Annotated in this window: 16 protein-coding genes; 5 read left to right on the top strand and 11 right to left on the bottom strand. The window is 40.9% G+C overall.

Annotation, left to right across the window (positions count from 1 at the left end):
• Positions 1-230: 230 nt before the first annotated feature.
• Positions 231-1,478, bottom strand: coding sequence for a molybdopterin molybdotransferase MoeA (gene moeA, locus ABZA00_RS00655; RefSeq protein ID WP_372880210.1), 1,248 nt, complete (start codon positions 1,476-1,478; stop codon positions 231-233).
• 79 nt (positions 1,479-1,557) lie between these two features.
• The gene (locus tag ABZA00_RS00650) at positions 1,558-2,499 is read right to left on the bottom strand and encodes a LysR family transcriptional regulator (protein ID WP_372880209.1); all 942 of its coding nucleotides are present in this window, start codon (positions 2,497-2,499) and stop codon (positions 1,558-1,560) included.
• Positions 2,500-2,948: 449 nt separating this feature from the next.
• Between ABZA00_RS00650 and ABZA00_RS00645 the strand changes: the two genes are divergently transcribed.
• Positions 2,949-4,163, top strand: a complete 1,215-nt coding sequence (locus ABZA00_RS00645) for a pyridoxal phosphate-dependent aminotransferase (RefSeq protein WP_372880208.1) — start codon at positions 2,949-2,951, stop codon at positions 4,161-4,163.
• Between the two features lie 181 nt (positions 4,164-4,344).
• Here the strand turns inward: ABZA00_RS00645 and folD are convergent, their stop codons facing one another.
• Positions 4,345-5,202: a bifunctional methylenetetrahydrofolate dehydrogenase/methenyltetrahydrofolate cyclohydrolase FolD gene (gene folD, locus ABZA00_RS00640; protein WP_372880207.1), complete on the bottom strand. Its 858-nt coding sequence runs from the start codon at positions 5,200-5,202 to the stop codon at positions 4,345-4,347.
• A 177-nt stretch (positions 5,203-5,379) separates the two neighbouring features.
• Between folD and yccS the strand changes: the two genes are divergently transcribed.
• The 3 genes from yccS (at position 5,380) to yeiP (ending at position 8,717) form a co-directional block, all read left to right on the top strand.
• Positions 5,380-7,590 (top strand): YccS family putative transporter, encoded by a 2,211-nt coding sequence (gene yccS / locus ABZA00_RS00635; protein WP_372880206.1) that lies wholly within the window; start codon positions 5,380-5,382, stop codon positions 7,588-7,590.
• Positions 7,591-7,764: 174 nt separating this feature from the next.
• Positions 7,765-8,091 (top strand): TusE/DsrC/DsvC family sulfur relay protein, encoded by a 327-nt coding sequence (locus ABZA00_RS00630; RefSeq protein WP_372880205.1) that lies wholly within the window; start codon positions 7,765-7,767, stop codon positions 8,089-8,091.
• Positions 8,092-8,144: 53 nt separating this feature from the next.
• Complete coding sequence (gene yeiP / locus ABZA00_RS00625; RefSeq protein WP_372880204.1) at positions 8,145-8,717, top strand: elongation factor P-like protein YeiP; 573 nt, start codon at positions 8,145-8,147, stop codon at positions 8,715-8,717.
• 87 nt (positions 8,718-8,804) lie between these two features.
• On the opposite strand, the gene ABZA00_RS00620 is transcribed toward yeiP, so the two are convergent.
• The 6 genes from ABZA00_RS00620 to tig form a co-directional block, all read right to left on the bottom strand.
• Positions 8,805-10,700, bottom strand: coding sequence for a SurA N-terminal domain-containing protein (locus ABZA00_RS00620; protein ID WP_372880203.1), 1,896 nt, complete (start codon positions 10,698-10,700; stop codon positions 8,805-8,807).
• A gap of 418 nt (positions 10,701-11,118) precedes the next feature.
• Entirely contained in the window at positions 11,119-11,394 is a 276-nt protein-coding gene (locus ABZA00_RS00615; RefSeq protein WP_372880202.1) for an HU family DNA-binding protein, read from the bottom strand.
• Positions 11,395-11,823: 429 nt separating this feature from the next.
• A complete protein-coding gene (gene lon, locus ABZA00_RS00610; RefSeq protein WP_372880201.1) occupies positions 11,824-14,172 on the bottom strand; it encodes an endopeptidase La in 2,349 nt (782 codons plus the stop codon).
• Positions 14,173-14,334: 162 nt separating this feature from the next.
• The gene (gene clpX, locus ABZA00_RS00605) at positions 14,335-15,618 is read right to left on the bottom strand and encodes an ATP-dependent protease ATP-binding subunit ClpX (RefSeq protein ID WP_372880200.1); all 1,284 of its coding nucleotides are present in this window, start codon (positions 15,616-15,618) and stop codon (positions 14,335-14,337) included.
• A gap of 14 nt (positions 15,619-15,632) precedes the next feature.
• Entirely contained in the window at positions 15,633-16,256 is a 624-nt protein-coding gene (gene clpP, locus ABZA00_RS00600; RefSeq protein WP_372880199.1) for an ATP-dependent Clp endopeptidase proteolytic subunit ClpP, read from the bottom strand.
• 169 nt (positions 16,257-16,425) lie between these two features.
• Positions 16,426-17,733: a trigger factor gene (gene tig / locus ABZA00_RS00595; protein ID WP_372880198.1), complete on the bottom strand. Its 1,308-nt coding sequence runs from the start codon at positions 17,731-17,733 to the stop codon at positions 16,426-16,428.
• Positions 17,734-18,205: 472 nt separating this feature from the next.
• On the opposite strand from tig, the gene ABZA00_RS00590 reads away from it, so the two are divergent.
• On the top strand, positions 18,206-18,562 hold the full coding sequence (locus ABZA00_RS00590; RefSeq protein WP_372880197.1) for a VOC family protein: 357 nt from the start codon (positions 18,206-18,208) through the stop codon (positions 18,560-18,562).
• A gap of 89 nt (positions 18,563-18,651) precedes the next feature.
• Here the strand turns inward: ABZA00_RS00590 and ABZA00_RS00585 are convergent, their stop codons facing one another.
• The gene (locus ABZA00_RS00585) at positions 18,652-19,257 is read right to left on the bottom strand and encodes a MarC family protein (RefSeq protein WP_372880196.1); all 606 of its coding nucleotides are present in this window, start codon (positions 19,255-19,257) and stop codon (positions 18,652-18,654) included.
• A gap of 123 nt (positions 19,258-19,380) precedes the next feature.
• Entirely contained in the window at positions 19,381-19,848 is a 468-nt protein-coding gene (gene ybaK / locus ABZA00_RS00580; RefSeq protein WP_372880195.1) for a Cys-tRNA(Pro) deacylase, read from the bottom strand.
• Between the last annotated feature and the right edge of the window lie 10 nt (positions 19,849-19,858).

Genomic DNA, 19,858 nt, shown 5'->3' with positions numbered 1-19,858 from the left:
TTTATCTACCCATTCCATTCTTTAAATGATCGACTCAGGCATGGAAAAAGGGCTCAAAACAAGGTATAAACTGCGGTAACTGAGTGTATTAATGACACAATCAATTACAGAGGCTAAAACATTATTTACATCTGGCCGGTATTCATTTTAACAAACATAAGTGATCAGATAATTGATCGAATTGGTATTATTGTTATAACCATTTCATTAACATCTAATGGTATTGCCATTTAGTCCATCAAGGCATTATAAGGCTCAATAGTGACGATTTCACCCGCTTCAACATTACCGCGATCCTGCTCCAGTACAATAAAACAATTTGATTGACTCATTGAACTAAAAACACCTGACCCCTGGCTGCCAGTTGACTGCACAACTAACTGCCCGTTTTCATTAACTGAATAGGTCGCACGTTGAAAATCGGTTCGACCGGGGCCTTTTTTAAGTTTTTCTGTTGCAATCGCGTTTAAACGCATTACAGGCTGAGGATTTAAACCGCTTAGGGTTGCCATCGCGGGTACTGCAAGCTGGTAAAGGGTCACCATAGCGGAAACCGGATTACCTGGCAAGCCGAAAAACACACTGTTTGACAGTTTTCCAAAAGCAAAGGGTTTACCGGGTTTAATGGCTAGTTTCCAAAATCCGATCGTGCCTAATTCAGATAAAATATCCTTGATAAAGTCCGCTTCACCCACTGACACACCACCACTGCTAATCACTACATCAGCCTGCTGATCAGCAGCTATGAATGCTTCGCGTATTTTATTTTTATCGTCTTTAACAATACCAAAATCAATCACCTCAACATTCATGCGGGATAACAGTGCAATAATGCTGTAACGGTTACTGTCATAAATATCGCCCGGTGAAAGTGTTTCACCCAAACTTTTAAGCTCATCACCCGATGAGATAACCGCGACTTTTAATTTTCTGAACACCTGAATATTCGCTAGACCCAACGAGGCAATTAAAGGGATATCACGTGGAGTTAATTTATGTCCTTTACCCAGCACCTTTTGACCAAGTTGAAGATCTTCTCCTGCTAAACGAACATTAGCGCCCGGTTTAGGGCATTGGGTAAAGCTAATTAGACCTTCTTTAGCCGTTGTCTGCTCCTGCATCACCACGGTATCTGCACAATCCGGCATCACCGCACCGGTCATTATCCGGATACACTCTCCACTTTGTAATTGCCCCTGATAAGGCGCACCGGCAAAGGACTTGCCCACTTGCTTCAGGGTGATAGGATTATCCGGAGAACAGTTAATTAAATCCGCACGATTAAGCGCATAACCGTCCATTGCCGAATTATTAAAGGGCGGTACATTTAAAGGGGATTTAATATCTTCGGCCAATGCATAACCCAGTGCCTGCGATAATGGCAGAGAAACCGCCTGGCAAACATTCTCTAATGCGCTCTGCATTTTATCCAAAGCTTGTTTCAGGGGCATTAACCCCGGTGTATCGCAACATCCCATTTATACTCTCCATTATACCTATACCGACTTATAATCTGCGGTGTATTGATTCAACTTGTAAATTAACTTGCCAGGCTTTTTATTTTTCAAACAAAAATACTTCAGAACTGGCCACTTTAATCCCTTTTAACTCTTTAAAACAGCAGTCTATTGCTGTTTTAATAAAATCCTGTAAATAAGCCATTGATTGTTGCTCTTCACGCACAGCGGCATACAAGGTATTCCACACGCCCTCTTTACCTAAGCGCCGTGCTACCACATAATCTTTTTGCAGATACTCAAATAAAGCCCAGTTGGGTAAACCTGCAACCCCTCTTCCGCTTGCCACTAACTGCAGGATCATTAAGGTCAGATCCGCATGGCGGATTCTGGCCGGTGATACTCCCTCCGGTATTAAAAACCGGTTAAAAATATCCAAACGCTCTTTCTCAACCGGGTAGGTAATTAAGGTTTCCTGGCTGAGATCTTCCGCGTCAATATAGACTTTATGCGCCAGACGATGATGACGGCTTAAAGCCAGCAGAGACTGATAGCTGAAAAGGGGGATATAAACAATACCCTCAATAGGTTGCGGATCTGAAGTTACAACCAGATCTAAATTTCCACGTTTTAATGCGGGTAAAGGCAGAAAACTAAAACCACTGGAAAAATCCAACTCAACTTCAGGCCAGCTATCACGAAATTTATCAATAGCGGGCATCAACCATTGAAAACAGGAGTGACACTCGATGGCCATGTGCAGACGTCCGGCATCTCCCGAACAAAAACGTGAAATATCTCTTTCTGCGTTGTCCATTTGCGGCAATACCTGCTCAGCCAGTTCCAATAAACGCAAACCTGAAACAGTGAAACGCAGCGGTCTGGATTTACGGATAAATAAAGAGCAGTTAAGCCGCCCTTCCAGCTCTTTTAGCTGATGAGATAATGCAGATTGAGTAAGGTGTAACTGCCGTGCGGCCTCGACCAGGCTCCCTGTCGAGTTCAATGTAGCCAGGGTTTTTAAGTGTTTGATTTCAATCACAGCGAAAGCCCATTTAAAAAAATTACGATTATTAGGGCCTGTTAATCTTTCGTAGCCTAACCTGTAGTCGCCGAAAAATCACTCAATCAAGACGCGAAAAGTGTGGTTTAGTTATTCTAAATGAACTTTGAGCAACACAGAGTGAGTGATTTTTCGACACTACCCGAAGGGCTGGGGCTATTTTTCAATCTGACTGCGTTGTCAAATGTTAACTATAGATGGCTATTAATTAAATTTTCCGCCTTGCCAGAGCAAAAAATAGCCTCCAGCAGGAACGGCAACGAAAAATAAACAGGCCCTAGAACAATACTTGAATAAAATTAATAATAACAGCAGGAATTACGTATTGGATCTTTTATTTACTTCACAGTTTCTTTAATATCAGGTACTTTTGTCAGTTAATAATTATTTGCCTTCATTTACTAAAATTTGCGCATTAAGAGGTGCCCATGTATACCATTGAAAAGTCCAATAAGTTAGATAATGTCTGTTATGACATTCGTGGGCCCGTCCTTAAACAAGCGCATAAACTGGAGGATGAAGGGAAACGTATTTTAAAACTTAATATTGGCAACCCGGCTCAATTTGGTTTTGATGCTCCCGAAGAAGTATTGATGGATGTGATTAAAAACCTCCCTCAAAGTCAGGGCTATTGTGATAGTAAAGGTCTTTTTTCAGCCCGCAAAGCAGTTATGCAGCACTATCAGGCAAAAGGTTTATTGTCTCTGGACACTGACGATATTTATATCGGTAATGGCGTTAGCGAATTAATCGTGATGGCCATGCAGGGATTGTTAAATAATGGTGATGAGCTACTGGTTCCTGCACCGGATTACCCGCTATGGACAGCTGCGGCAAATTTATCCGGCGGTAAAGCGGTACATTACATTTGCGATGAGCAATCTGACTGGTTCCCTGATATCGAAGATATTAAATCCAAAATCACTTCAAAAACCAAAGGTATTGTTATTATCAATCCGAATAACCCTACCGGTGCTGTTTACAGCAAAGAGTTATTAGAGCAGATTGTCGAGCTCGCCCGTGCGCATAATTTAATTGTCTTTTCTGACGAAATCTATTCAAAGATTATCTACGATGATGCCGTGCACATCCCACTGGCAACTCTGGCGGACGATATTTTAATTATTACCTTCGATGGACTTTCCAAATCCTATCGTGTCTGCGGGTTCCGTGTCGGTTGGATGATGATCAGCGGCGCCAAGAAAAAAGCACGTGATTATATTAGTGGCCTGGAAATTCTCGCAAGTATGCGTTTATGCGCCAATGTGCCTATGCAGCACGCAATTCAAACCGCTTTGGGCGGATATCAAAGTATTAACGAGCTGATTGTACCGGGTGGGCGTTTATACGATCAAACCCAAAGCGCGTGGCAGTTAATCAATGAAATTCCAGGGTTAAGTTGTACTAAACCTAAAGGCGCTTTATACCTTTTCCCCAAGCTGGATCAAAAGAAATTTAATATTAAAGATGATCAGCGTTTTGCACTGGACTTATTGACAGAAGAAAAGATATTAATCGTACAGGGAACCGGCTTTAACTGGCATTCGCCGGATCATTTCCGCATTGTCTGTCTGCCGCGCGTTGACGAACTGAAAACAGCAATCACCAAAATAGGCCGTTTTTTACAGAGCTATCGCCAGTAGTCCCACGACCACTGAAAATATCCGCAATGGAGACTTACTCTCTCCATTGTCATAATAAAACAGCACTTTCAATCGCCAGCCCTTCTGCCATCCCCCAAAAACAAAACTCAGCATCCGGATAAAGTTATCTGAAGAGCCTGCCGCCAGCGAGAGGCAAACAGGCTTCCATTTTCAATATCTGTTATTTTGTATGGAATTCATTACAGGCAAACAAGGTATTTTCGATCAGTGTCGCAACCGTCATCGGCCCCACGCCGCCGGGTACAGGAGAGATCCACGCTGCACGCTCTTTAGCTGCAGCAAACTCCACGTCACCCGTAATAGTGCCATCTTGCAGACGGTTAATACCAACATCTAAGACAATTGCACCTTTTTTAATCCACTCACCCGGAATAAAGTTTGCCTTACCTCGTGCTACGACTAGGATATCCGCCTGTTTAACATGGCTTTCTAAATCTGTAGTGAAACGATGGCAGGTCGTTGTTGTACAACCCGCTAATAATAATTCTAATGTCATAGGACGGCCTACAATATTAGATGCCCCAATGACAACGGCATGTTTACCGTGAAGCTTCTCGCCGGTATATTCCAACATACTGATCATGCCGCGGGGGGTGCAGGCACGCAGCAGGGGAATACGCTGAGCTAAGCGACCGACATTATAAGGGTGAAAACCATCAACGTCTTTATCCGTTCTGATACGTTCAATCACAGTCGTTTCATCAAGACCGTCAGGTAATGGAAACTGCACCAGAATCCCATCAATGGTCGGATCTTCATTAAGCTTATCAACCAGCGCTAATAATTCATCCTGCGTGGTTGTTTCAGGTAAATCAAAGGCTTTCGAGTGAATCCCCACCTGTTCACAAGTACGGCGCTTGCTGCCCACGTATATTTGTGAAGCAGGATCCCCCCCCACCAGAACCACGGCGAGGCCCGGAGCACGCAAACCTTGAGCGATTCGCGCAGCAACTCCCTCTGCGACTTTGTTTGTGATTGTGGCTGCAAGCGCTTTACCATCTATGATTTGTGCCGTCATGAAAATTCTCTACCTATAAAATGTAATATCGGTGTATTGTCGCAAAACAATGCCATGATGTCACATGAATCATGATCACTTTACCTAAGGAATTTTTATTTAATATAATCTCTTTGCTATTGTAACTCTTCTGGTTAAGATCCTCTTTCCCGTCGCCTTATTTATTATTAGACATTTATGCCAATATCAAATTCAACATTCAATTATAACAGCTTGTTACGTAAACTGATTTCAGACTCAAACGTACATTCAGGATTACGTGTATTGATTGCCATGAGCATGACATTTATTCCGGCCATTACGTTTAATCTCCTGCCTTTTTTTGATCAGGACAGTTTTCATGTTTCCATCACTCTTTGCCTTGGTGTGATGGCCTGCGGTATTGTTGAAACAGACGATAATAACCGTAACAGACGAAAATTTATTTTCACTATCGTTTTCTGCTTTATTATCGCAGCCTCCAGCGTGGAGTTGTTAATGCCTTACCCCGTCGCTTTTGCGATCGGTTTATTGCTGTCAAGTTTTGCTTTTATGATGCTCAGTGCGTTAGGCAACCATTATAATAGAATTGGATTTGGCAGTATCTTAATCGCAATTTATACCATGATAGGTTATCAGGAGGGTATCGACTGGTATGAACAGCCTATTCTATTAACTCTGGGGGCATTATGGTATGGCCTGTTTTCCCTGGTTTGGAATTATTATAGTCCCTACCGCTCATTGAGAGAGCAACTGGCGCAGTTATACTTCTCTCTGAGCCGTTATCAGGAACAAAAATCGGCTTTATTCAACGAAAAAGAAGGCACAAGCAAAGCGGGAATATTTGCTGTACGCCAGCAGCTTGCCATTCGCAACATTGCTATCACCGCACGTTTAGATCAATGTAAACGAATCATTCAATCACGTTTTCAATTCAACAAAAAACAACCAAAACTGGATCAGCTTAATTATTATTATTTTGTCGCTGAGCAGATTCACGAACGCATCAGCGCCAGCCAGTATTTGTACAGTCAATTAGAAAAATCTTTTAAAGAAAGTCAAATATTGGAAGGTTTCCACCAGCTGTTATTACAATTAAGTGAAGAGTATTATCAAATTGGCTCTGCAATCACTGATAAAAAACCTTATTTGCACAGTCGCCGCACAAAATGGACCATTAACGCCCTGGCAGATCAATTGTACCTGCTCAAACAAAAGCCTCAGTTTATTAATAATAAAAAAGCATTGCAGGGATTAGAGGGGATTTATGAAAACCTCAATGGCATTGATCTCTTACTGCTGAGTCTTATCCCGGCTGAACAAAACAATGAAAATCAACCACCCGTGGTTGCTATCGAAGCGCTAACGCCCCCCACTGAACCGGCTTACAAACTACTGCTTGCGGCAATTACCCCAACCAACCCGACTTTTAAACATGCTGCAAGGATCAGTATCGGTTTATTTGTCGCGTACATCTTCCAGCAAACCTTACAACTAACCCACGGATTCTGGATTTTACAGACCGTTTTTTTTGTTTGTCAGCCGAGTTTCAGCGAAACACGAAAACGCCTGGTATTACGTAGTTTAGGGACATTATTCGGCATTTTATTAGGTTACCCGATCATTATGTTTGTCGATGGCAATATTGCCCAAGTCATCTTTACGGTATTAACAGCTTGCCTATTTTTTACCTATCTACGCACAAACTACGGCTTAGCCGTGGTATTCCTTACCCTGTTCGTGATGTTCATATTCAATCTTCTAAACGGTACCGGGATGGAGATTCTGCCCTACCGCATAGGAGAGACCTTAATAGGCTGTTTATTAAGCGCACTGGTAATAACCTTTATATTCCCCGACTGGCAGTTCCTGCGTTTTCCGGCACTGGTCAACCAATTATTAATTTTAAGCGGCCGCTATTTTAAACAGGTAAGTGATCAGTACCAGTACGGCAGAAGTGAAAATCTGAATTATCGCATGACACGCTTTCAGACATTCCAGAGCGACGCGCTGTTAGCGACTGCATGGCAAAATATGTTGTTTGAGCCCCGTTCTAAACAACAGTTACATCAGGAAATTTACGCATTGGTCAATCGCTGTGATGCCTTAGTTTCTTATATTGCGGCGTTGGCCTCCCACCGCCATAAAATTGATGGTTTTGAAAATAATATTGAAGTGCAAAATTTAATCGAAAAAACCAGCCGGCAAATTTTTCTGGCATATCAGCCGCAGCTGGTTGATAAACAGGAGCTTATCAACGCCATGGAAGAGCTGGAAAATATGGAATACGATTTTAGCGGTGAAATCTTATTGATTGTGGAGCAGTTACGCTTAATTGCATCCACCGCCATAGATATCCAGCTGATTTTACAACAGATTAATATTAACCCTGCAAATCAGCACAAATAAGCTGTACTGCATATACCGGCAGCGGATATCCAGCTGATTTTACAGCAGATTAATGTTAACCCTGCAAATCAGCACTAAACATTATGCATAACGTTTAACAACGAGGATATACAACGGCTATGACAACAGGTAAACTCCGTTTTTTATCAGATTAGCTATCAAAGGATTAAAGTTTTGTTGTTCAACGGGCAAGAGTACCCAACAGACCCACAAGGTTATTTACTTGATTCAACCTTATGGACCCGGCAGTTAGCGGAATATATTGCGCAGTTAGAATCAGTGGAGATGACTGATGAGCACTGGCAGGTAGTTTTTTTTGTACGTGACTTTTATCTTGAGTACAACACCTCTCCGGCGATCCGCGCACTGGTTAAAGCAATGGAAAAAAAATACGGTAAAGAGAAAATCAGCAGCCGTTATTTATATCGCCTCTTTCCCAAAGGGCCAGCCAAACAAGCAACCAAAATTGCAGGATTACCCAAACCTGCCCGTTGCATTTAATATTGGATTTTTTTATTTAAAGTACCTTTAAAACCCTAAATAAGGATTTACCCATGCCAAAGGCAAGTGAAGTTAAAAAAAATACCGCAATCGAATATAACAACAGTGTTTATATTATTAGAGACATTGAACGCTCTGTTCCACAGGGACGCGCCGGTGGTAGTTTATACCGTATGCGCATGTACGATGTCGTTTCCGGCTCAAAGATTGATGAAACATTCAAAGATAGCGATATGCTTACATTAGCCGATTTAATCCGTCGCAATGTGATGTTTTCTTATCTTGATGGTGACGAGATGGTATTCATGGACAACGAAGATTTCACCTTGTTTAACCTGCATAAAGACAGTATCTCTGAAGAGATGTTATTTATTGATGAAAATACACAAGGTGTTCAAGTTGTTTTGGTAGACGGTGCGCCTGTTGCACTGGAGCTGCCTTCGAGTGTTGAACTTGAGATAATAGAAACTGCGCCGTCAATCAAAGGTGGCTCGGCAACTGCACGTACTAAACCTGCAACACTCTCTACCGGCTTAACGGTACAGGTACCGGAACATATCTCTACGGGCGATAGAATTAAAGTAAATACAGCTGAGCATAAATTTATGGGCCGTGCCGATAAATAATCTGCCGCCTCTACCTGCTTTTAAGCAGTAAACAAAAAGGGCGACTAGTGATAGTCGCCCTTTTTTATTGGCTAAATATATAATTTTTTATTCAGCAGGATAGCTAATCTCAGCTTTCGCCATTAACTGCATCAATAATGCCTGATAGGTAGATTCTGAAGATAGCCTTTCTAAGGTCTGTTCAATCTGCAGCTTATTTTCAGCCTTAGCATTTGCAGGATCAAGTTCATTGACGGCATTAAGAGCTATCAGTGCAAAATCACCTTGCGTATTTTCCACCCAGTCATAAGTCGGTTGCTGTGCAACGGGTTTTGCCAGTTTGAAAACTGACTGCATCACTCTATAATCAAGCTCATTGTTATCACGGGTAAAGATTAAGTCTTCGCTGAATGCCATACTTTTCTCAGCTAACAACGTATCAATCGACTCTTTCGCTTTTAACTTCGCCACTAGCGTTTTGACAAAATCTTGCGCATTTTTACGCGTTTTTTCTGCCTGAAGCTGCTCAGTTATCTCTTCAGAAACCTCTGAAAGGGGTCTTAGCGCCGCGGCCTGGTATTGATTTACGCGTACCACAATGGCTTTATTTTCCGACAGTTCAATCACATCGGAGTTCAGCCCATCGTCACGGAATGCCTGATCGAAGACAATTTTTAAAATCGCATTATCCGCAAGAGTCTCAGGTGCCTCTGCCGCTGAAAAAAGCGCCGTGTGCTGAACCTCACCACCAATAACATTTGCCGCTTCATCCAAATTATCCGGCATTTCAAATGCAACTTCACTCAATCGCTGCTGCAATTCGTAATAAAGCTCATTCATTTTTTCGTCTGTTAACGCGATCTTAACTTGCTGGCGTACCTCAGATAAAGGTAATGTTTTACTTTCCTGAATATCGATTAACTTGATAATGTGGTAGCCGAATTGTGATTTAACAACACCCGATAGCGGGGCCTCCCGGGTCAGTTCAAATGCGGTATCATCAAAAGCCGGATCCATCACCCCACGTTCAAACCAGTCCAATTCACCATTGTTTTGCGCTGAATAGGTATCTTCAGATTTTTCAGCAGCTAGTTGTTCAAAATCCGCACCATTTTCAAGTTCAGATAAAATAGCCAACGCTTTTTCTTTGGCTGCATTGCCATCACCCTGCAGTAGAATATGGGCCACTTTACGGCGTTCAATGCGCTGGTAATCTGACTGATGAATATCGTAATAGTTTTCTATCTCTTCTGCAGATACCGTCACCTGTTCATTTAGTGACTCTCCATCTAACAACACATAATCCACACTGACTTTTTCATCAGTTTGGAATAACGGGCTGTTGTTATCGTAATAGGTTGCTATTTCTTGCTCGTCGATTGGGTCATTATTGGCAAAATCACTTACTTTAACAGTCAGCACGTTAGCGACACGTTGTTGTGCCTGTAACTGATTGACCTGCTCGACCTCCATCGGCAAGCTAAATTCACTGCCGATAACCATGGTTAGCAATTGACGACGGGCTAAATCCTGTTTTAAGCTTTCACTGAATTGTGACGGTGTGTAACCCGCCCTTCTTAATAATGACAAGTATTGCTCGTTGTTGAACTTTCCATCAACTGCAAACTCAGGCATTTGACGAATTTCTTGTTTAACTTGTTCATCACCAATACGCAGCCCCATCTCGTTTATCGCCTGGGTGATTAAACGCTCTGAGATAACCGTTTGTCTTGCCTGCTGTCTAATCTGCTGGTTGAAGTTAGGTGTTGATGCAAGCAGGTCAAACTGCTCACCATACTGTTGCTGTAAACGAGAGCGTTCATTTTGATAAGCTTGTTCAACAGCATCTGTACTTATTTCCTCACCATTAACGATTACCGCAACAGGTGTACTATTACCACCTAAATAACTGCTGATACCTGCAAGGGCAAACGATAGGATGATAACAACTATAATTATTTTAGCTGTCGCACCTTGTGCGCCTTCGCGCATTTTATCTAACATAACTTTTCTTCTCTTAAAAACTTACACCAATTTTTATAATACCAACTTCATTGATAACATTCTGTCAATACGCACTGTATGACCAACTAAAGCGGTTCAAATTTTTACACTAAAAAGATATTTTTATAGCATCGATATAATAGCAAAAGAATTAATGAAGTGATCAAGTGCTGCACAGTAAAAATTAACACTAACAAGGCGGGAGCTGCAGGAGATAGTTATTCTCACTGCAAAACTCAGAACGCAGTTAGAGTTGATTTTAACAAGCTAAACTAATCACCTTTTTTGTTCTGTTGCTATAACTCCGTCTGTGCAAATATCTGCTGACATACAAAAAAGCGCATCATTTGATGCGCCTAATGTATAGTCGTTATATGCTTCTTAAACAGACGGACTATCGTCTTTAGCAAACAACTAATTAAGCGTTGATTGCATCTTTTAATGATTTACCTGCTTTAAATGCAGGTACTTTCGCTGCTGCAATTTGTATAGGCTCGTTAGTTTGCGGATTACGACCTGTACGTGCAGCACGCTCTTTAACTGAAAAAGCACCAAAACCGATAAGTGAAACGTTATCACCTTCAACTAATGCTTTTGTAACGCTTTCAATAAAAGCATCAAGTGCACGGCCAGCCGCTGCTTTAGAAATATCTGCACTTTCTGCAATATTATCGATCAGTTGTCCTTTATTCATTTTAAATCTCCATCTTTATTTTGTAATGTCTGCCATTAAATAGTCAATCAACGCCAGAGCCTGTTAATCTTTCGTGGTCAATTTTTGTTCAAGATAAAAATATTTTAATCGCAGTGCGAGGTGTGCAGCTTAGTCATTCTAAGTAAATATCTCGCAACAAAGAGTAAAACGCTTTTAGCAGCCCCTTCAGGCAGCGTTTGTAACTCCTTTCTACTGCGTTATCGGCTGCTAATGTAAAACAACTACACCGCACAGCCTCTGTCTTGTATAAAGAACCTACAAACTGCCGCAAAAACAATCTCGAAAGATAAACAAGCCCTAGGTTAAATCAATGTTTGTAAGGCTACGTTGCTATTTAATTCGGTGCAAGTAAATTTATAAAAAACTCTACCGAAGCCCCTATTTTCTGCGGTTTATCACCAATTTTGTCTATTTTTCTGGCGAAAACCCTTTCAGACTATCTTGTAATGCAATTTCCAGCACTTCATCAATCCAACGAACCGGTTTAATTTCCAGTTCCTGTTTAATATTATCAGGAATATCTTCCAGATCGCGAGTGTTTTCAAAAGGAATAATAACCGTTTTTATTCCTCCTCTGCGGGCCGCCAGTAACTTCTCTTTCAAACCGCCGATAGGCAACACTTCACCACGCAGTGTAATTTCGCCGGTCATAGCAACATCCGCACGTACCGGGATCCCGGTCAGACTGGAAATTAATCCTGTACACATAGCGGCACCTGCACTCGGGCCATCTTTAGGCGTAGCACCCTCCGGCACATGCACATGAATATCACGTTTTTCATAAAAATCAGCATTGATCCGCCACTCTTCCGCTCGTGAACGCACGACCGTCATCGCAGCCTGGATAGATTCCTTCATAACATCACCCAGCGATCCGGTATAGGTCAATTTACCTTTCCCGGGCATAGAAGTTGCCTCAATGGTTAATAGCTCTCCACCCACTTGAGTCCATGCAAGCCCGGTTACCTGACCGACTTGATTGGCTGAATCGGCTTTGCCGAAATCAAAGCGTCGCACGCCCAGATAATCTTTTAAATTTTCCAGGGTCACTTCCACTTTTTTGATTTTTTTGTCTAAAAGAATTTGTTTGACTACCTTACGACATATTTTTGAAATTTCCCGCTCTAATGAACGTACCCCGGCTTCGCGGGTATAATAACGCACAATACCGATGATCGCGCTGTCATCAATACTGATTTCGCTTTCTTTCAAACCGTTACGCTTGATTTGCTTGCTGGTGAGATGCTGCTGCGCGATATTGAGTTTTTCATCTTCGGTATAACCCGATAAACGAATCACTTCCATACGGTCCAGTAACGGCCCTGGAATGTTCATGGAATTTGACGTCGCGACAAACATTACATCAGACAAATCATAATCAACCTCTAAATAATGATCGTTAAAGGTATTGTTTTGTTCCGGATCTAAGACTTCCAGTAAAGCAGAAGCTGGATCACCACGCATATCCGAAGCCATCTTATCTATTTCATCCAATAGGAAAAGTGGATTTTTCACCCCTACTTTACTCATTTTTTGAATGATTTTCCCCGGCAATGAACCGATATAGGTACGACGATGTCCGCGAATCTCAGCCTCATCACGAACACCACCTAGTGCCATACGTATATATTTACGTCCGGTGGAACGGGCGATTGATTGGCCTAATGAGGTTTTACCAACACCTGGAGGACCTACTAAACATAAAATAGGGCCTTTTAATTTATTAATCCGCGATTGTACTGCCAGATACTCTAAAATACGCTCTTTTACTTTTTCCAAGCCATAATGATCCGCATCTAAAACCTCCTGCGCTTTAGCAAGATTCTTTTTAACCGGCGAACGTTTTTTCCAGGGCACATTCACTAGGCTTTCAATGTAGGTGCGGATAACACTGGCCTCTGATGACATGGGCGACATCATTTTTAACTTTTTAAGCTCTGACGTTGCTTTTTCAAAAGCTTCTTCAGACATGCCTGCCTGCTTAATTTTTTCCGCAAGCTGATCATGGTCATTAGGTCCGTCTTCTGATTCGCCCAACTCTTTCTGAATCGCTTTCATCTGTTCGTTAAGATAATACTCTCGTTGACTGCGCTCCATCTGCTTTTTGACGCGCGAACGGATGCGTTTTTCAACTTTTAGAATATCTTCTTCATTTTCCATCATCGCCATCAGATATTCTAAACGCTCAGTCACCGAGTTTAACTCTAGCGCGGCTTGTTTATCTTCTAGGTTTAAAGGCATATGTGCGGCAATGGTGTCTGCTAAACGTTCAGCGTCATCAATACCGTTAACCGACGCTAACACTTCCGGCGGAATTTTTTTATTTAGTTTGATATAGGACTCAAATTGGCCCAGTACACTGCGTAATAAGGCTTCTTCTTCTTCCTCTTCAATTGCTTCACTTTCAAGTAACTCAACCTCAGCAAAAAAATACTCGTTATTGTCGACATTGTTAACCAATTGTGCACGTTGTACGCCTTCAACCAGTACCTTAACCGTGCCATCGGGTAATTTTAATAATTGCAGAATATTTGCCACCGTACCGACAGTATACAAATCCTCTAATTTCGGCTCATCTAATGAAGCTTCAGTTTGTGCTACTAATAATACTTTTTTTCCCTGCTCCATGGCAGCTTCTAAACAGTTGATAGATTTTTTTCTACCAACAAAAAGTGGAATAACCATATGCGGGTATACCACTACATCACGTAGGGGTAATACCGGCAGGGTTAATTTTTGCTCTGATTCAGTTTTCATAATATCCCCAGAAAAATACTCATTTGTTTCTTTTAATATCGACAACAAATAAATTTAGAAAGCGTAATGAAATATACTGGGGCTTAGAGTTTTTTTTTCAAGGCAGGAAATGAAAAAAGAGAGCATAACGCTCTCTTTTTTAATAATAATTGGATTAATTGCTTATTTATCAGACGAAACTAATTGGGTTTCATCTTCCGAATAAATCATCAGCGGTTTTGCATCGCCGTTAATGACATTTTCATCAACCACAACTTTGCTGACATTTTCAACTGACGGTAAGTCATACATGGTATCCAATAAGACCGCCTCAACAATTGAACGCAGTCCACGCGCACCGGTTTTACGGGTCATCGCTTTTTTCGCCATCGCAATTAATGCTTTTTCTCTAAACTCAAGCTCGACATTTTCCAGCGCAAATAATGCAGCATACTGTTTAGTAATTGCATTTTTAGGTGCCGTTAATATTTCCACTAAAGCTTTTTCATCTAACTCAGTTAATGTGGCAACCACAGGTAAACGACCGATAAACTCAGGAATAAGGCCATATTTAGCTAAATCCTGAGGTTCCACTTTCTGGAAAGTTTCACTTAGCGATGCTTTTGCGTCTTTATCTCTTACCGTTGCACCAAAGCCAATACCCGTGCCTGTATGGATACGCTGTTCAATAATGCTGTCCAAACCGGAAAAAGCACCACCGCAGATAAACAATATTTTCGACGTATCAACCTGGATAAACTCCTGATTAGGATGTTTACGCCCACCTTGCGGGGGAATAGAAGCAACCGTGCCCTCAATCAGTTTCAATAAAGCCTGCTGTACACCTTCACCTGAAACATCGCGCGTAATAGACGGATTTTCTGATTTACGGGTGATCTTATCGATTTCATCAATGTAAATAATACCCCGCTCTGCTTTTTGCGGGTCGTAATCACATTTCTGCAACAGTTTTTGGATGATGTTTTCAACATCTTCACCCACATAACCCGCTTCAGTTAATGTAGTGGCATCGGCCATAGTAAATGGTACGTCTAATAAACGCGCCATTGTTTCTGCTAATAATGTTTTACCGCTGCCCGTTGGCCCGATCAGAAGAATATTACTTTTGCTTAATTCAACACCATCGGAAACATCACCATGTTTTAAACGCTTATAGTGATTATATACCGCGACTGAAAGGACTTTTTTGGCCATATCCTGACCAATAACATAATCGTCCAGATTAGCGCGAATTTCATGAGGTGTCGGTAATTTTTTATTGCTCTTTTCTGAATCAGTTGAACTGGTTATTTCTGCAATTTCTTCTTTAATAATATCATCGCAAAGGTCAACACATTCATTACAAATATACACAGAAGGACCAGCAATCAGTTTTTTTACTTCGTGCTGACTCTTGCCACAAAAAGAACAATAAAGTAGGCTGTTGCTATCATTTTTATTTGGCATATTTTTTCCTCTACTTATTTTCTTTGCGTTAACACAGAATCAACAATGCCGTAATCTACTGCTTCTTGTGCACGCATAAAATTATCTCGGTCTGTATCCTGTGCAATCACTTCAATATCTTTACCAGTATGGAAGGCTAATAATTCATTCATACGATGTTTAGTCGCAAGAATCTCTTTTGCATGAATTTCAAAATCAGAAGCCTGTCCCTGAAATCCGCCCAATGGCTGATGAATCATCACTTTTGCATTCGGTAAACAATGACGTTTACCCGCTGCACCACTTGCCAATAAGAAAGCCCCCATACTGGCAGCCATCCCCATACAAACAGTACTTACGTCAGGCTTAATAAACTGCATTGTATCATAAATTGCCATACCGGCACTGATTGAGCCACCCGGTGAATTAATATAAATGAAAATGTCTTTTTCCGGACTTTCTGACTCCAAGAATAACAGCTGCGCAGCGATAACATTCGCCATGTGATCTTCAACTGGGCCAGTTAAAAAAATAACACGCTCTTTCAATAAGCGGGAATAGATATCATAAGAACGCTCTCCTTTTGCTGTTTGTTCCACAACCATAGGAATAAGAGCGTTACTAATTGGATCTGTATTTACAGCAAATGGATTTGACATGTTCTACTTCTACCCTAATAAATTAAATAAATTGTTAATGCACTGAATGTAAAATGGCCCGAGTGAAATCACCCGAGCCATTGAGAACTAATACCCAACTGCTTCAAAAATAAGATTAACTTCTCTGCAGTATAAAGAGTATAACAATTGCTGAATAGATAGAAACCTATTAAGCAACTGCTTTGTTCATAACTTCATCGAACGATTTGTTCACTTCCGTTACTTTAGCTTTTTCAATGATAAAATCAACTGCTTGCTCTTCTAATGCAACATTTTCCATATTTTGCATCAATTCTTTGTTATTTTTGTAGTATGCAACAACTTCTGCCGGATTTTCATAGGCAGATGCAGCAGATTCAATTAGTGCAGCTACTTTATCCTGATCAACTTTAATTTCGTTAACTTTGATAACTTCACCCAATAACAGACCTACTTTAACACGTTTAACAGCTTGTTCGTTGAACAATTCAGCTGGTAACTCAGGTAGGTTTTTAGGATCCATTTGCTGGCCGTAACGCTCCATAGCCTGCTTACGTAACACATCAACTTCACCGTCAACTAATGCTTTAGGTACTTCGATTTCATTGTTTTCAACTAATGCGTTTAATACTTTGTCTTTCACATTATGCTTAAGTGTTTGAGTCAGTTCACGCACCATGTTTTGTTTTACATCATTTTTTAATGTTTCAAAGTCACCGTTTTCCACACCAAATTTTTGTACGAATTCAGGTGTGATTTCCGGTAGGATTTGCTCTTCAACTTTAGTCAGTTTAATTGCAAACTGTGCTGCTTTACCTTTAAGCTGTTCTGCATGGTATTCTTCAGGGAAGTTTACATCGATTGTGAATTCAGAACCTGCTGCGTGACCAACAATACCCGCTTCAAAACCAGGGATCATTCTGCCGCTGCCTAATACAATTTGAAATCCTTCAGCTTTACCGCCTTCAAAGACTTCGCCGTCGATAGAACCTTCAAAATCAAGCGTCACTTGATCAGCGTCTGCAGCTTCGCGCTCAACAGCATTCCAGTCAGCATGTTGTTTACGCAATGTGTCGATCATTTTATCCAGATCAGCTTCAGTCACATCAGCAGATTCTTTCTCAACTGATAATTCTTCTAATGCATTTAGCGTTACTTCCGGGTAAACCTCAAATGTTGCAGTGAAAGAAAAATCTTGACCTTTTTCACGCTCTAAAGGAGCAAGTGCTGGTCGGCCTGCCGGGTTCAGTTTCTCAGCCATAACTGCTTCAAAAAAGTTACGCTGCATTAATTCACCAGCAACTTCCTGGAAAATACTTGCGCCAAAACGTTTAGTAATAACAGAAGCAGGTACTTTACCCGGGCGGAAACCGTCAACACGTTGTGTTTTAGCTACTTGACGAACGCGGCTATCAAACTCTTTATCAAATGCTTCAGCAGCAACAGTAATTGTAAGTTTACGCTCTAGACCTTGTGTTGATTCAACAGAAACTTGCATTTTATTTCCTTTATCTTTTTTACGTTAATAAATTAAATTGCCAGTTAAACTCTTTGAAATTACGAGTTTAACATCTAAGGCATTATCTTTTTTTAAACAACAACATATTAAAATAACACCTCAGGAAATTCTTGAGTTTAATTTCAATGATGAAATTTAAGACGCGCCATTATAGACACTGTTTAGACTTTAGTCGAGTTTTACCAGGGATGAAAAACTGTAGCTATCTCGTAGGTTATAAGATTCTCAGCTACCCGTGCCATAAAAATAGATATATTACAGATAGTTCAACACATGCCAATTAAAAGACTCAGGTTAAATATCGTACAGCTCTCTTTGCTTTTTCTGTTTAACGGAAAGATAACGGTTTTCGTAACCTGACAATTAAGTCTAGAATGATATATAAGCAAGCTGCCTGATAATGCAAATCCCAACGTCTTCAGGCAGCTTGGCTATAAACCGGGGAGTTGATATGTCTGAACATGAAAAAATTAACTACTTAGAATTTCCGAGTAAAGATATCACTGCAACTAAAACTTTTTTCAGCGCAGTTTTTGATTGGAGATTTCACGATTACGGGGCGGAATATTGTGCCTTTTCAGGCGCTGGTTTAGCCGGGGGATTTTATCTTTCAAGTTTATCCTGCAGCATCGAAAACGGCAGTGTACTGGCGGTGCTTTACAGTAATAACATCAAACATACGCAGCAAAAAATTGAACAGGCCGGCGGAGTCATTAACAGGGACATTTTTGCCTTTCCCGGAGGGGTACGTTTCCACTTTAAAGATCCTAATGGCAATGAATACGCTGTCTGGTCAGAGCATGATTAATATTCCCAACCACTTGCAGGTGCTGGAATATTATCTGCTAGTTTGGCTATAAAGCGCAGTTGCTGCGCTTTATATGGTATAGTACTCATTTATCCCAATAGAAAGAATCCCTGAATACCCGAAAAAATAATTTGCGCACCAATTGCCGAAACAAATAACCCGGTAATTTTCGGTAGCACTTTCAAGCCTTGCTTACCGATAAAATCCTGCAGTCTGTTTGAAATTAACAATACACCAGCCAATGAAAAAACGGCGGCGAGGAGTGACAAAATCACTAAGGTTATCTCCACCATACCGGACATTTCTGCACCAATAACCATCAATATACCAATCATCCCCGGACCGACAGTACTGGGAATAGCGAGCGGCACAATAGCAAAATCACTATCATCTTTCATTTCGGTGTTAGGGATCTCCCTGCCGCCGCGGATCATATCTAAGGCACTTAAAAAAAGCACCGTTCCGGCACCAATTTTAAAGGCGTCTAAAGTAATTCCAAACAGGTTGAAAATATATTTACCAAATAATAAAAAGATTAAACTTGAAATGGCAACAGCAACCGATAACTTAAAAATAACGCTATTTTTTTCCGGCTTGCTGAGGTTTTTACTTAAACTAAGAAACACCGACATCACAAAAAAGGGCACCATCATAAAAAATATTTTTAAATAAAGGGTAAAAAACTGTTCCAACATTTTAAGCTCACTATCGTGCTAAAAAAAAACGTGATGCTAACATAATCCTCACTAAATTAACGTAAAAATAATACCAATTTTCGCCCGGCTAAAAATGTGATAATAGGCGATGTAAAAGAGCTATTATTGACACAATTGTACAGGATGCGCGTTTAACAGAGAGATTAAATCATTGGCATTTAATTCAATATCCAATCCCCTTTTACCGGCACTGACATAGATGCTTGGAAAATCCAATGCGCTGTTATCAATCAAAGTCCTTAAGCGTTTTTTCTGCCCTAAGGGGCTGACGCCGCCAAGCACATAGCCCGTTGAGCGTAATACCGCCTCTTTATCGGCCATTTGCGCCTTTTTAGCAGAGCAAACCTTCGCCACTTGCTTCATATTAAGTTTTTCTGTAACCGGTAAAATAGATACCACCAAACAGTTATTATCAAGATTTACCACCAGCGTTTTAAAAATCTGCTCGGCTTTGACGGCCATTTTTTGGGCGGCTTCCAGCCCATAGGAAACACAGTTTTTATCATGCTGATATTGATGAATTTTAAATTTTATTTTTTGTTTATTAAGCAGATCAATGGCAGGCGTCATCTTATTCCTT

It is taken from the genome of Psychromonas sp., assembly GCF_041586535.1.
Classification (GTDB): Bacteria; Pseudomonadota; Gammaproteobacteria; order Enterobacterales; family Psychromonadaceae; genus Psychromonas.
This window is presented reverse-complemented; position numbering and strand designations above follow the sequence as displayed.